At 74.0% G+C, this 13,676-nt stretch carries 14 protein-coding genes; 8 read left to right on the forward strand and 6 right to left on the reverse strand.

The annotated features are described in order from the left end of the window. The first annotated feature begins 38 nt into the window (after positions 1-38). Both ABZV34_RS10200 and ABZV34_RS10205 read left to right on the forward strand, forming a co-directional pair. Positions 39-422 carry a BlaI/MecI/CopY family transcriptional regulator gene (locus ABZV34_RS10200; protein WP_356273171.1) on the forward strand — a complete coding sequence of 128 codons (384 nt, stop codon included), beginning with the start codon at positions 39-41 and terminating at the stop codon, positions 420-422. Further along, on the forward strand, positions 419-1,366 hold the full coding sequence (locus tag ABZV34_RS10205) for a M48 family metalloprotease (RefSeq protein WP_356273173.1): 948 nt from the start codon (positions 419-421) through the stop codon (positions 1,364-1,366). Before ABZV34_RS10200 ends, ABZV34_RS10205 begins: the two co-directional genes overlap by 4 nt. A gap of 148 nt (positions 1,367-1,514) precedes the next feature. On the opposite strand, the gene ABZV34_RS10210 is transcribed toward ABZV34_RS10205, so the two are convergent. The 3 genes from ABZV34_RS10210 to ABZV34_RS10220 form a co-directional block, all read right to left on the reverse strand. Continuing rightward, positions 1,515-1,685 (reverse strand): hypothetical protein, encoded by a 171-nt coding sequence (locus ABZV34_RS10210; RefSeq protein ID WP_356273175.1) that lies wholly within the window; start codon positions 1,683-1,685, stop codon positions 1,515-1,517. A gap of 93 nt (positions 1,686-1,778) precedes the next feature. Continuing rightward, positions 1,779-2,597, reverse strand: coding sequence for a hypothetical protein (locus ABZV34_RS10215; RefSeq protein WP_356273177.1), 819 nt, complete (start codon positions 2,595-2,597; stop codon positions 1,779-1,781). Positions 2,598-2,821: 224 nt separating this feature from the next. Continuing rightward, positions 2,822-4,180, reverse strand: a complete 1,359-nt coding sequence (locus tag ABZV34_RS10220; RefSeq protein ID WP_356273179.1) for a HAMP domain-containing sensor histidine kinase — start codon at positions 4,178-4,180, stop codon at positions 2,822-2,824. A gap of 164 nt (positions 4,181-4,344) precedes the next feature. Between ABZV34_RS10220 and ABZV34_RS10225 the strand changes: the two genes are divergently transcribed. The 5 genes from ABZV34_RS10225 to ABZV34_RS10245 all read left to right on the forward strand — a co-directional run bounded on the left by ABZV34_RS10225 (position 4,345) and on the right by ABZV34_RS10245 (position 9,960). Beyond that, a complete protein-coding gene (locus ABZV34_RS10225; protein ID WP_356273181.1) occupies positions 4,345-4,962 on the forward strand; it encodes a hypothetical protein in 618 nt (205 codons plus the stop codon). A 131-nt stretch (positions 4,963-5,093) separates the two neighbouring features. Further along, on the forward strand, positions 5,094-5,738 hold the full coding sequence (locus ABZV34_RS10230) for an ABC transporter ATP-binding protein (protein ID WP_356273297.1): 645 nt from the start codon (positions 5,094-5,096) through the stop codon (positions 5,736-5,738). Beyond that, a complete protein-coding gene (locus tag ABZV34_RS10235; protein WP_356273183.1) occupies positions 5,725-6,492 on the forward strand; it encodes an ABC transporter ATP-binding protein in 768 nt (255 codons plus the stop codon). The genes ABZV34_RS10230 and ABZV34_RS10235 overlap by 14 nt, the downstream gene beginning before the upstream one ends. 55 nt (positions 6,493-6,547) lie before the next feature. Then, positions 6,548-9,199, forward strand: a complete 2,652-nt coding sequence (locus tag ABZV34_RS10240) for an ABC transporter permease (protein WP_356273185.1) — start codon at positions 6,548-6,550, stop codon at positions 9,197-9,199. A gap of 29 nt (positions 9,200-9,228) precedes the next feature. Then, positions 9,229-9,960 carry a response regulator transcription factor gene (locus ABZV34_RS10245; protein ID WP_356273187.1) on the forward strand — a complete coding sequence of 244 codons (732 nt, stop codon included), beginning with the start codon at positions 9,229-9,231 and terminating at the stop codon, positions 9,958-9,960. Between the two features lie 199 nt (positions 9,961-10,159). On the opposite strand, the gene ABZV34_RS10250 is transcribed toward ABZV34_RS10245, so the two are convergent. The 3 genes from ABZV34_RS10250 to ABZV34_RS10260 are packed head-to-tail and all read right to left on the reverse strand — an operon-like array spanning position 10,160 to position 12,979. Continuing rightward, complete coding sequence (locus tag ABZV34_RS10250) at positions 10,160-10,771, reverse strand: hypothetical protein (protein ID WP_356273189.1); 612 nt, start codon at positions 10,769-10,771, stop codon at positions 10,160-10,162. A 52-nt stretch (positions 10,772-10,823) separates the two neighbouring features. Continuing rightward, positions 10,824-11,636 (reverse strand): polysaccharide deacetylase family protein, encoded by an 813-nt coding sequence (locus tag ABZV34_RS10255; RefSeq protein ID WP_356273191.1) that lies wholly within the window; start codon positions 11,634-11,636, stop codon positions 10,824-10,826. Then, positions 11,633-12,979 (reverse strand): glycosyltransferase, encoded by a 1,347-nt coding sequence (locus ABZV34_RS10260; protein ID WP_356273299.1) that lies wholly within the window; start codon positions 12,977-12,979, stop codon positions 11,633-11,635. Before ABZV34_RS10260 ends, ABZV34_RS10255 begins: the two co-directional genes overlap by 4 nt. Before the next feature lie 329 nt (positions 12,980-13,308). Between ABZV34_RS10260 and ABZV34_RS10265 the strand changes: the two genes are divergently transcribed. Next, the gene (locus ABZV34_RS10265; protein WP_356273301.1) at positions 13,309-13,674 is read left to right on the forward strand and encodes a BlaI/MecI/CopY family transcriptional regulator; all 366 of its coding nucleotides are present in this window, start codon (positions 13,309-13,311) and stop codon (positions 13,672-13,674) included. The last annotated feature ends 2 nt before the right edge of the window (positions 13,675-13,676 follow it).

The raw sequence follows: 13,676 nt of genomic DNA on the forward strand, positions 1-13,676 counted from the left end.
GGCGCGCCCGGCCGAGGATGCCGAAGAACGGGAGAGGGATGTCGGACAAGCGCCGGGACGGCGGCCGTCCGCACGGCGAGCTCGTCGCGGAGGTGCCGGCCGTGCTGTCGGAGGCCGGAGAGCCGTTGACCGCGCGGCAGGTCGACGCGGCGCTCGGCAGGGGGCCGGTGAGGACGACGACGGCCACCATCCTGACCCGGCTCCACGAGAGGGGCACGGTGCGCCGGATCCCGTCGGGCCGGGGCCTCGCCTGCGAGCAGGTGCGGGACGCGGCCGGGCTCCTCGCCGGGCGCATGCGCCACGAGACGGGGAGGGAGCCGCGTCGTGACCTGGTGCTGAGGCGCTTCGCGTCCTCCCTGTCCGCGAACGACGAGGACACGTCGCGGCGCCTGCTTCTCGAAGCCGGGGACGGCTCCGAGTGACCTGCGTCCTCGGCCTGGTCGTGCTGGCCCTCGCGTTTCCGTGGGGCGCCTCCGCGGCCGCTCGCCGTCTCGCCGGTGTTCTTCCGCCCCGGGAGGCGTGCTGGACCCTGACGGCCGCGGCGGTCCTCATGGCAGGCGGCACGATCGCGGCGCTGACCGGCCTGTTCCACGTGCCGTTCCTCGCGGCACTGGAGCAGGTGCCCCTCACGCGGGTGCGGGAGGCGTGGCCGGCGGTGGTCCCGGTGGCCTGCGTGGCCGGTGCGGTCCTGCTCGTCCAGCTCGTGCTGCTGGTGCGGCGGTGGTTCCAGCACCGTTCGCTGCTCAGGCGCGCCTGGCGGTCGGCCGCCGAGGGAACGGGCGCCGGCGACCTGCTGGTGGTGCCGGGCGGCGAGGTGGACGCCTTCGCGCTGCCCGGCCGCCGGGGACGCGGCGGCCGGATCGTGGTGACCTCTGGCATGGTGCGGGCCCTGAGGGCCAGGGAGCGCGAGGTGCTGCTGGCCCACGAGCGCGCCCACCTGTCCGGCCGCCACCACCTGCTGTCGGCCGTGGTCGACCTGTGCACGACCGTGCACCCCGCGGTGCGGAGCCTGCGGGAGTCGCTGGGCTTCCACCTCGAGCGATGGGCGGACGAAGCGGCGGCGGCCGCCGTCGGTGACCGCAAGGTGGCGGCGGCGGCCATCGCCCGGGCGGCCCTGGCCGGAGCGTCGCAGAGGCGGCGTACCGGTGGCGGGTATCCGCTGCTGTCGGTGACGACCGGGCCGGTGCCCCAGCGGGTCGAGGCGCTGCTCCGGCCGGCGCCCGCGGCACCGCAGGGGGGAGCCCGGCAGGCGGGTGCCCTGGGTCTGGCGCTGGCGGTGGCCGCTCTGGCGCTGGCGGCCCTCGCGCTGGCCTACAGCCTGCACGAGTACGTGGAGTACGCGGCCGTCGCCGTTCGAGGACTCTGACCCGCGGACATTCGAGGAGGCTGACCCGCGGCCAGTCGAGAAAGCCGGTCCCAGCCATCCGCCGGGCGAACGGACTTGACGCCTTCCCGCCGGGGGGAGCGACCTGGCCGGACCGACGTGAGGCGGGCCGGCGGAGAGGTGCCCCGGTTCAGCTGCGGATCAGTCCTACCCTTCGCTCGGTGGCGGGCGTGCGCGGGCCGGACGCGGTGCGGTCGGGGACGACGTCGGCGCGGCCGGAGACCAGGGCGTGGTCGTGGGTGACGAGGACGACCGCGAGGCCCCGCCCGGCTCGCGGGGCGGCGAGGGGGCCGGGGACCACGGCGTGTTGTGCCGGTGGAGCTCCCGGGGCTGTGGCCGCATGCCCGGGACCGGGTCCACCGGCCGCCGGATATTCGCCGGACCGCTCCGGCCGTCAGGCCGGCAACGCCGTGCGGCGTTCCTGGATCTGGGCGTGGGCCATGAGGCCGAACAGGGCGGCGAGCAGCACGGCGGACGAGCCGGCGGTGCCGAGGTCGAGTCCGCCCTTGGCGTGCGGTTTGGTGAGGAAGTCACCGGCGGTGGCGCCCAGCGGCCGCGTGAGGACGAAGGCGATCCAGAACAGCAGGACGTTCGGCACCACCGGGACCTTCATCAGCGCGACGAGGACCGCCAGCACCCCGGAGACGAGCAGCGCCCCGCCGAGGTAGCCGAGGCCGGAGCTGTCGGAGAGGAAGTCGCCCATGGACGTACCGAGCGTGTTCGAGACGAGGATCGCCGACCAGAACAGGGCCTCGGCGCGGAAGGTCACGATGTCGCGGATCTGGAACGTCATCCCGGTCAGTTTCCAGGCGAGGAAGATCGCGAGAAGGATCGAGACCAGGATGGCGGCGCCTTCGGGGTAGCCCAGCCCGAGGCCCTGCGGGCCCCAGCCGAGCGACGTCGCCCCGTCCGAGAGGTACTTGGCGCTGGCGTCGCGGTTCATGAAGTCGGACATGGTGGTGCCGGCCATGCTGGTGGAGAGGATCACGGTCCAGTAGAAGAACGGGTTGTAGCGACGGGACCTGAGCTGGACGACCAGTGTCACCACGAACATCAGGAACAGGGCGATCGTGGTCACGAAGTAGCCGAGCTTGAGGGTCTGGGCGAACAGGTCGCCCGCCGTCTCGCCCAGGGTCGTCGCGGCGATCTTCATGATCCAGAACGCCAGAGTGACCTCGGGCAGCTTCTTCATCACCGAATGCGTCGACGTCAAGAGAGTGCTCCTGTCGTGCCTGGGGGATTCGACGTCCGTCGGACCCTGACAAGGTCCGGCTGAACTCATCCGAACCACCCCCTCGTGACGGACAGCACACACCGCCGCCGGTCCATAGGTCCCCATCCGGAGGTGCTCGATCCCGCTGTGCCCCATGAATCCACCCGACAGGGCGACGGCGGAGGTGTCTCCCCTCGCGGCACCGCCGAAAGAGGCGTACGGAGCTATGCGTTCCGGTCCGGGCCGCCGTCCTTGCGGCCGGCCGCCTCCTGCCCGTCGTGCCGCTCCTCCTCGTCGACGGGGACGAGCAGGGTGAACGTGGTGGGGTCGGCGTTCGTCAGCAGGAGCCGGCCGCCGAGGGAGGCGGCCAGGTCGCGGGCGAGAGCGAGGCCGATCCCCGTGCCACCGGCGTCACCGCCCGAGTGGCCGCGGTCGAACAGGCGGCCGGGCTCGATGTCCAGTACGCCTTCGTCGGCGACGTCGAAGGCCAGCGCGCCGGCGAGGTCACGTACCGAGACCCGGACACTGCCCCGCCCGTGCGTCCGCGCGTTGTCCAGTACGACGCCGAGGATCTCGGCGACCGGTCCGCCCGGAACGCGTACGTCGGCCGGGGCGTCCTGCACCCCGCACTCCAGGCGCCGTCCGTCCTGCGCGAAAAGTCCGTGCCACAGTTCGTCGGTCTCCTCCAGTAGTGCGGCCACCGGGCGGTCGGACGCGGGCCGGTTCGGTGGGAGCGGCGAGCCCGCCAGGCGCAGCACCTCCTCCACGGTGTGGTGCAGTCGACGGGTGGCGGCCAGGGCCTCCCGCAGGACCGGCCGCAGTCGGCTGTCGTCCTCCTGAGAAAGGCCCGCCTCCAGGGTGAGCTGGAGCCCCGTCAGCGGTGTGCGCAGCTGGTGGGAGGCGTTGGAGGTGAAGTTCCTCTCGTGTCGCAGGAGTTCGGACAGGCTGTGCAGCATGTCGTTGTGCGTGAGGGCGACTTGCCGGATCTCGGCGATGGCGCTGGGGGCGGCACGGGCGTTCAGGTCGCCGGCGGTCACGGCCCGGCAGTGCCGGGAGAGGTCCTCCAACGGGCGGGCGAGGGCACGTGCCTGGTGCCGGGCGACGAGTACGCCGACGGTGAGGGCGAGCACGGCCGCGCCGAACAGCGCCGCCCAGCCGAGGAAGACCTGGGTACGGACGGCGGACACGGGGGAGGAGGTCCGGACGACGCCGATGACCTTCTCGTTGTGGGAGACGGGCACGGCGACGACGAGTTCGCCGCCCGACCCGGTGCGGGCGATGACGCCCCCGAGCGACCGGCGCACCGCCGTGTCGCCGGTCCGGGGGCCGCTGCCCGCGCGCAGCCGCGGGGCGGGGTCGTAGAGGCCCAGATGTCCGGCCCCTCCCGGTGACGGCAGTTCGACGGGGTCCCCCGTCGTGTAGTCGGGACTGACGCGGACGGCGGCGGCGAGAGCGGAACGTTCGAGGGTGTCGCGCTGGTGGGCGTACAGGGAGGACCTGATGGCGAGAGCCAGGGGGATCGCGAGGAGGATCAGCGCGACCAGCACCGCGGTGACCGCCACCCGCACGACACGCTGTCTCATGTCACTCATCATGCGGGCCCCCGGCTTCGGGGCGCGGGGCGCGCCACGCGCTTTTGCCGTCGTCTAACCCTCGTCGTGCGGAGCGTTAACCAGGCGGTTCCTAGCGTTGCCGACAGGACCGCCCGTCCCGGGGCGGTGGCCGGTTTTCCAGGAGGGCAGTGGCCATGTCGCGCGCACGTACTTACGGTGTCGTCGCACTCGTACTCGCGGCGGCGGTGAGCACCGGATGCTCGGGGGCCTCCGCCGGCCCGGACCCGGGTCCCGCCCCGGGGTCGAAGGAAACGTCCGGCGCCGCCGCGCCGCCCACCGAGTCCAATCCCCCCGGTGACATCCCCGACAACCAGGCGTACGTCGCCCATCGGCCCTCCGGGGGCGGATTCACGGTCAAGGTGCCCGAGGGGTGGGCCCGTACCGCGCAGGGCACCGCCACGGTCTTCACGGACAAGCTGAACCACGTCCGCGTCGAGGCCGTCGCGGCCTCCGCGGTTCCCACCGTCCCCTCCGTCACCGGCCAGATCGTCCCGCGGCTGAAAGGGCAGGTCCCGAAGTTCGGCGGAGCCGAGGTGACGCGGGTGACCCGGCACGCGGGACCGGTCGTCCTGCTGAAGTACCAGGGCGACAGCGCCGCCGACCCGGTGACCGGGAAGGTGGTGCGCGACGCGTTCGAGCGGTACGCGTTCTACCGCCAGGGGCACGAGGTGGACGTCACGCTGTCCGGGCCCGTCAACGCCGACAACGTGGACCCCTGGCGGATCGTCAGCGACTCCTTCGCGTGGCAGTGAGAAGGAGCATCGTGCCTGTCCCCGCATCCCCGTTCTGGTCACGCGTCCGCTCACGCACCCGGCCCCCGGCCCCGCACCGGCCGCCCGCGCAGTCCCCGTCCGGGTCCCCGGACGCCCTCGAAGCACGGGAGCTGTACCGCTTCCTGCGCGCGGGTGACGAGGAGACCCTCGCGCTGCGCGGGGTGTCGCTGCGGGTCCGGCGCGGCGAGACGGTCGCCGTCGTCGGACCGTCCGGAGCGGGCAAGTCCACGCTGCTGTCATGTCTCGCCGGCCTCGACGAACCCTCGGGCGGCGAGGTGCGGGTTGCGGGCGTGCGCATCAGCCACCGCCCCGAGACCGAACGCGCGCGGCTGCGCGCCCGCCACATCGGCGTGCTGCTCCAGACCCGCAACCTCGTGCCCCACCTCGACGTGCGCGACAACGTCCGCCTCGCCCAGAGCGCTGTACGCGGCCGGCCCGACGTGCGGGCCACGGAACTGCTCGGACAGGTCGGACTCGCGGGGCGGGTCCACGCGCTGCCCCAGCAGCTCTCCGGCGGGGAACTGGCACGGGCGGGACTGGCCGTCGCCCTCGCCAACTCCCCGGAGGTCCTGCTCGCCGACGAGCCCACCGGTGAACTCGACGGCGACACCGAACGCCTGATCCTGCGCATGCTGCGCGACCGCGCCGATCTCGGCTGCGCCGTACTGATCGTCACCCACAGCGCCGAGGCCGTACGGGTCGCCGACCGGGTGATCACCCTGGACGACGGGAGGGCGAGCCATGTCCCCGCGTGAACCACTGACGCGCCACGGCGAACCCACCACGCCGCCGGCCGCCGGGCCCGGGGCCCCGGACGACGCTCTGGTCGTCTGCCTGGACGCCGCCCTCACCTTCGGCCGCGGCACCAACGCCGTGGTCGCCGTGCACGGGGCGTGTCTGACCGTGCGGGCCGGTGACCGGCTCGCCATAGTCGGGCCCTCGGGGTCGGGCAAGTCCTCGCTGCTGCATCTGCTGGCCGGACTGGAACGGCCGACGAGCGGCACGGTCGTCCGGCCTGCCCTGGACGGCCCCCGCGACATCGGGCTCGTCTTCCAGGGCGACAGTCTGGTCCCCGCCCTCGACGTCGCCGAGAACACCGCGCTGCCGCTCGTGCTCTCCGGGACGGCCGACGCCCGGGCTCGGCGGGCGGCCGTCGAGGCGCTGGCTCTGGTGGACGCCGCCGACCTGGCGGATCGTCTGCCGGAGGAGATCTCGGGGGGCCAGGCGCAGCGCGTCGCGGCCGCCCGCGTCCTCGCTCAGGCTCCCCGGCTCATCCTGGCCGACGAGCCGACCGGACGCCTCGACCACGCCACCGGTGCCCGTGTCCTGACGGCCCTGCTGACCGCGGCCGACGAGACGGGCGCGGCCCTCGTCGTCACCACGCACGACCCGGCGGTCGCGGCCCGTCTCACCACCCGGCTCACCATGCGCGACGGCCGGCTGCTGGGCACGGCGGAGACTGCGCCCGGCCCCGCGGAGACCGCGCCCGGCCCGGAGGCACGGCCGTGAACCTCCTCGCCACCCGGTCGGTCATGCGCACCCCCCGCGATTCGGAGACCCCGTCATGAACACCGCATGGGCAGGCGGACTGGCCCGGCACCGCACCGGCCGGCTGCTGGCCGCCGTCGCAGGGGTCGCGCTGGCCGTCGCCCTCATCGCCGCACTCGGCTCCTTCCTCACCGCGTCGAAGGCGACCATGACCCAGCGCGCCGTGCGCTCGGTCGCGGTCGACTGGCAGGTCGAGGTCCAGCCCGGCGCCGACCTGGGGGCGACGCTGTCGCTGATCCGGCACACGCCCGGCATCCGCACCGCCGTCCCGGTCGGGTTCGCCCACAGCAGCGGGTTCACCGCGCGGACCGGGGGCAGCACCCAGACGACGGGCCCCGGCATGGTGCTGGGCGTGCCCGACGGATACACGCATCTGTTCCCGGGCCAGGTACGCCGGTTGACCGGCGCGGCCGACGGCGTCCTGCTGGCCCAGCAGACCGCCTCGAACCTGCACGTCGCTCCCGGCGACACCATCGGCATCCGCCTCCCCGGAAGCGGCCGGGAACAGGTCCGGGTGGCGGGCGTCGTCGATCTCCCCCAGGCGGATTCGCTGTTCCAGAAGGTCGGCGCACCCGGCCAGTCGCAGCCGGCCGCGCCACCCGACAACGTCGTCCTGCTCCCGTCCGCCCGGTTCGCCTCCCTGACCGCCCACGCGGGCGACGCCGCCGCCGTCACCACCCAGATCCACGCCTCCCGCGACGCCCGGCTGCCCTCCGACCCCGCCGCCGCCTTCTCCGCGGTGACCGGAGCCGCCCACAACCTCGAGGCCCGCGCCCTCGGCGGGGCGCTCGTGGGCGACAACCTGGGCGCCGCCCTCGACTCAGCCCGCCAGGACGCCCTCTACGCGCAGATCCTCTTCCTGTTCCTGGGCGTCCCGGGCGCGATGCTGGCCGCCGCCCTGACAGCCGCCGTCGCGGCCGCCGGCGGTGAACGGCGCCGCCAGGAGCAGGGCCTGCTGCGACTGCGCGGGCTGCCGCCACGGCGCATCGCCGCCCTGTCGGGCCTGGAGGCCGCGCTGGTGGGCGTCACCGGCGGCCTGGCCGGAACCGGGCTCGCCGCGCTGACCGGCCGATTCGCCTTCGGCTCCGCCTCCTTCGGGGCACGGACGGCCTCCTGGCTCGTCTGGTACGCCGTCGCCTTCCTGCTGGGCGCCGCCGTGGCGGCGGCGGCCGTGCTGATCCCCGCGCTGCGCGACCTGCGGTCCGTGACCGTCGCCGACACCCGCAGGCCCGGACGCCGTACCGGGTCCGCGTGGTGGATGCGGTACGGGCTCGACCTCGCCCTGCTGCTCGGCTCCTGGCTGGTCTTCCGGGCGTCGTCGGGCAACCAGTACGCCCTCGTCCTCGCCCCGGAGGGTGTGCCGAGCGTCTCCGTGTCGTACTGGGCGTTCCTCGGCCCCGCACTGCTGTGGGCGGGCTCCGCGCTGCTGCTGTGGCGGCTCACGCTCCTCTCGCTGACCCACGGCCGGCGCCTGCTGACCCTGCTCTCACGTCCGCTGGCCGCGGACCTGGCCGGGACGACGGCGGCCGTCCTGTCCAGGCGGCGACGCCCGCTGGCCCGTTCCGTGGTCCTGCTGGCGCTCGCGGTGTCGTTCGCGGTGTCCACGGCGACGTTCAACACGACCTACCGTCAGCAGGCCGAGGTCGACGCGCGGCTGACCAACGGCGCCGACGTCACCGTCACCGAGCCGCCCGGGGCCGCGACACCGCCCGGCGCGGCAGCCTCCCTGAAGGTCTCCGGCGTGCGCCGGGTCGAGCCGCTCCAGCACCGGTTCGCCTACGTCGGCTCCGACCTCCAGGACCTCTACGGGGTACGGCCCCGGACGATCGCCTCGGCGACCTCACTCCAGGACGCCTACTTCTCGGGAGGCAGCGCCAGCGCACTCATGGACCGGCTCGCACGCCAACCCGACGCACTGCTGGTCAGCGCCGAGACCGCGCACGACTTCCAGCTGGCGCCCGGTGACACCGTCAACCTCCGTGTCCAGGACGGCCGGACGAAGACGCTGCGCACGGTGCCCTTCCACTACGTGGGGATCGCCAAGGAGTTCCCCACGGCGCCGAAGGACAGCTTCTTCATCGCCAACGCCTCGTACGTGGCCCGGGCCACCGGCACCGACGCGGTGGGCGCCTTCCTCGTGGACACCGGCGGCACGCGTCAGAAAGAGGTCGCCGCACGACTGCGACAGCACCTGGGCACGGACTCGACCGTCACGGACCTCACCACCACCCGGGGCACCGTCGGCACGAGTCTCACCTCCGTCGACCTGGCCGGACTCACCCGGATCGAGCTGGTCTTCGCGGTGCTGCTGGCCGCCGGCGCGGGCGGGCTCGTCCTCGCCCTCGGCCTCGCCGAACGGCGCCGCACCTTCGCCGTCGCCACGGTTCTCGGCGCCCGGCGGCGTCAGCTGCGCGGCATGGTTCTGACGGAGGCGCTGCTGCTGACGACGGCCGGCCTGGCCGGTGGCGCGCTCATCGGCTGGGCGTTGTCGGACATGCTGGTCAAGGTACTGACAGGGGTGTTCGACCCGCCGCCCACGGCTCCGGCGGTGCCCGGCGGCTACCTGGCGCTGACCGGTCTCGCGGCGGCGGCCGCCGTCCTGGCCGCTGCTCTGAACGGGGTGCGTGGGGCCGCCCGCCCGGCGGTCGAGGAACTCCGGGATCTGTGACGGTGCCACCACGCTCTACGCTGCCGGGCATGCGTACGCCCACCGCAGTGGACCCCGCCCGAACCCGTCCTGTCCAGGTCCTCGTCGTCGAGGACGACGAGACCATCGGCCGGCACCTCGACACCGGCCTGCGCGGCAACGGCTACGCGCCCACCTGGAGCAGGACGGGTTCGGGCGCGCTCGCCGAGGCCGCGCGGTCCGTCCACGACGTGCTCCTGCTGGATCTCGGGCTGCCGGACATGGACGGGCTCGACGTGGCCCGTACGCTGCGCGCCCGCTTCCCGGACCTGCTGATCGTGATCCTCACCGCCCGCACGGACGACATCGACGTCATCGCGGGGCTCGACGCGGGGGCCGACGACTACCTCGTCAAGCCCTTCAGCCTGACCGTGCTGCTGGCGCGGCTGCGCGCCCACATGCGGCGCCGGACGATCGCCTCGCCGCCGCGGGAGCCGATCCGGCTCGGCGACCTGGTCGTCGACATCACGGCCCGCCGTTGCACGCTCCAGGAGCACGAAGTGCGGCTGCGCCCGAAGGAATTCGAGCTGCTGGCGGTGCTCGCCCGGCACGTGGGCGAGGCGGTGTCCAGGGAGACCCTGATGTCCGAGGTCTGGGACGAGAACTGGTTCGGGTCGACCAAGACGCTCGACGTCACCATGGCGGCGCTGCGACGCCGACTCACGGGCCCGGTGGCCCAGCCGTACCGCATTCCACGCGTCACCACCCTGCGCGGGCACGGCTACCGGCTCGAACTGCCCTGAGGGCGGCGGCGCATGCGCGGGCGGTGACATGGGACCGACGCCGCCCCGGTCACCTTCCGGGCGCCGCGGCGGCGGATATCACCGCCCGGCCGTGCCCCCTCGCGCGCAGCGGCCGGCGCTCCGTCGACGTCGTGGAGCGCGACGGGGGAAGCGGAGGAGGACGGGCGGATCCCGCGCACAACTGGCCGCGGGAGCGGGCTCAGTCGGCCCCTGTCGTGTCCGTTGGCGCTCGGGGGGCGTCGCGCCGCACGAGGCGGTAGCCCTTGCTGTCGGCGGAAGCCGGCCACGGCCGACGGCGCCCGGGGGCGGCGAGGTGCTTCGACTTCCGCGGCCGTACGCTGCGTGCGGCGTTCACCAGGGCGACCATGGCCGGCGAGGCGCCCCACAGCTTGCGGTACTGGTGCGTCGAGATGCCGGCGAGCCGGGCGGCCGCCGGCCAGGTCCCACCCCGGCTGAGGGCGAGCAGCATCACCCTGAGCTGTGCGGCCGTCACCCTGCCGTGGAGGTGCGGTCCGTGGGCGGCCGCCAGTTCACCGGCCGACTTCACGGCCGCGGCGAAGGCGGAGTCCTTCTCCAGCCAGCCGTGAAGTACCCGCTCGGGCACTCCCGCCCATAGCGCGGCCGCGCCGGGGTCGAGCCCCTGTGCCGTGGCCTGGAGTACGCCGGCCATCCGGGACACCGTCTCGTCCTGCTGGCTCGGCAGGCCGCCGAGAGGCTCGCGCAACGCGTTCTCGACCTCTTCGCGGGCGTTGAGCCATGCCACGACGTGGGCCGCGCGCCGACCGCTCTCCGGCTCCTCCGGTTCGTACACCGCCCGCCCCTGCTCCGCGACCTGAAGTGAGTGAGTGACCGACAACGAGCGACTACGACACGGTAGACGGTCTACCGAACTGTAGACGATCGGCGGGTCCCGGGTGTTCCCGAGTGCGGGGAAGGCGTGAGGCGTTGCCCCGCCATCCGTGGTCGCACAGCCGGCCCACCTGGTAGCCCCGACTCGCGCAGGTGTCGAGTATCCGGGGGAGGGCCCCCAGGGTCGCGCGCCAGGCCTCGGGCGCCGAGGTGCAGTCGGAGTCGTGGAGCAGGATGGTGCCGCCGTCGTCGAGGTCGGCGGTGACGACGCGGTGGACGGACTCGGGGGTGGCGTGTGCCGTCCAGTCCTCTCCCCAGCACGTCCACAGCACCGGGGTGAGGCCGAGGCGGTGTGCCGCGAGGTGGGCCGCGGTCGACATGACGCCGTACGGCGGCCGGAAGAGGGTGGGTGGTCGCCCGGTGAGGACGGCGACGGTGTCGCGGGCCCGGGCGAAGTCGTCGTACGTGGCGCGCGGGCCACGGAGGAGGAGCGGGCGGTGCAGCCAGCCGTGGACGCCGATCTCGTGGCCGGCGGCGGCGATCTCCCGTACGACGTCCGGAAACCGCTGGGCCTCTCTGCCGAGCAGGAAGAAGGTCGCACGGACCTCGCGTTCCGCGAGCAGTCGCAGGAAGCGCGGGGTGGACCGCGGGTCGGGTCCGTCGTCGAAGGTCAGGGCGACGTGGTCGGGGCGGCCGCGGCCCGAGAGACGGGGCATGGCGCGGTTGCGCAGCGGTCCGAACGTGGAGACCACGGGGGCGGCGTGGGCGGCGACGAGCGCCGGCAGGGCGGCCAGTGCGGCCGTGCGGAGCACGCGGTGGGCGGTCATGAGTGGTGGCTTCCGGGTCCGACGCCGTGGCCGTCCCCTGGGCGGAGGTCGTCCAGGTCGAGGCCGTGGCCGATGGTCCGCACCAGGCTGGGTCCGTCGAGCGCCGTGGCGCCTCCCGTGACCACGGCACACGCCCATACGGCGCACGCGACCGCGGCCGTGGCGGCGAGTCGACGGGGTGTGGGGCGTGCCCGGCCGGCCGGGGCCGAGCCTTCCCGCGCCGGTGCCTGCCGCGGCAGGGGGCCGCGCCGGTGCCGGCGCGCGATCTCAGCCGCCGGGCCCTGGCCGGGAGTTCGGGTGAAGAGGGCGAAGGCGGCCTCGCGCTGCCGCACTCCGAGTGTGCCGTCCGTCAGATCGGTGAGCACGGCCTTCAGATCCGCCGGGTCGCGGATCCACGCGGCCACGCCGGCCTCGTGGAGCGCGGCGGCGTTGGTCAGACCGTGGCCCGGTATGCAGCGGTAGCTCGCGACCGGCAGCCCCGCCGCGAACGCCTCCAGCGAGGTCAGACCACCCGCGTTCTGCACCAGGACGTCGGCGGCGTTCATCAGGGCGGGCATGTCGTCGACCCACCCGTAGGCGTACTCGATGCCGTCGGCGCGCAACCGCGCGGCCAGCGCCTCGTTGCGTCCGCAGACGACCACCGGTACGACCGCGCCCGAGTCACGCAGTTCCAGGGCCACCTGCCGGACAGGCCCGACGCCCCACGAACCGGCCACCAGCAGTGCCAGCGGGGCCTCCTCCGGCAGGCCGAACCTGTCCCGTGCCCGATCGCGTTCCGTCCCGGTGCGGGGCCGGAAACGCGGATCGGTGACCGGCCCGCACACCCGCACGGTCCGGGCGCCGGCGGCCCGCGCCTGGGCGGCGGTCACCTGATGGGCGGCCAGATGCACGTCCACACCGTCCGCCACCCACAGCGGATGTACGGAGAAGTCGGTCAGGTAGGTCAGGACGGGAACGGCCAGCCTGCCGTCCCGGCGCAGACTGCCCAGCACCTGGCTGGCCCCCGGGTAGGTGGACACGACGGCGCCGGTGCCCGGGCGCAGGGCGTGCAGCACCCGGCGTTCGGCCGCGCGCAGCAGCGCCCGCGCGGCCGGGCCGCCGCCTCCGGCGCGCTCGCTGCTGGAGTAGATCCGCTGATAGGCCCACGGGGCACGGACGAGCATCCGGTGGTAGCCCGTCCGGACCGCCCGGCCGAGTCCGGCGGGCAGCAGGTCCAGCAGGTCGTGGCGGTCCACGGTGAATCCGTCCGCCGTGAGGCGGCGGGCCAGTTCGGCCGCCGCGCCGTCGTGGCCGGCGCCGACGCTCGCGGAGAAGATCGCGATCCGGCCCGCATGCGGCGTCATGGCCGTGCGAGGGCCCGGCAGGGCATTCGCGACCACGGGCCGGGGAAGCGCGGGTCCGTGGAGCATGCGTTCGGCGTGGGGCATGGGCTGTTCCTCCACCGTCAGAGGGCATGCGGGATCTACAACATGTAGTAGTTCACGCTTTGAAGCCCGGAGCTTACCTCCTACGTTTAGTAGGAGATCGCCGGGTAGTCTGTCCCGAACGCGGGAGCGGGAGGTGGACTGTGAGCGAACACAGGGGACAGGAACCCCCCGGCGGATCTGCCGGATCTGCCGGATCTGCCGGATCTGCCGGATCTGCCGGATCCGGCAGACGGGCCCGCGGCGAGCTGGAGAGCGACGTACTCGCCGCGCTCTGGGCCGCGGACGGTCCGATGACCGCTCGTCAGGTACGGGAGCGTCTTGCCGCCGGCCTGGCCTACACCACGGTTCTGACGATCCTGACCCGTCTCCACGGCAAGGGCATGCTGGTCCGGCACCGCGAGGGCCGGGGATACGCGTACACGCCGGCCCGGGACGAGGCCTCGCACACCGCCCGGCGCATGCGATCGCTCCTGGAGGGCGGACCGGACCGCGAGGCGGTGCTGACCCGCTTCGTCTCCGAACTGTCCGAACGGGACGAGGAACTGCTGCACACCCTGCTGTCCGAGCACGAGGCGCGCGGCGGCGACGCGACGTCCGACGGAAGGCCCTGAGC

It is taken from the genome of Streptomyces sp. NPDC005195 (assembly GCF_040608315.1).
GTDB classification, from domain to species: Bacteria; Actinomycetota; Actinomycetes; order Streptomycetales; family Streptomycetaceae; genus Streptomyces; species Streptomyces kaempferi.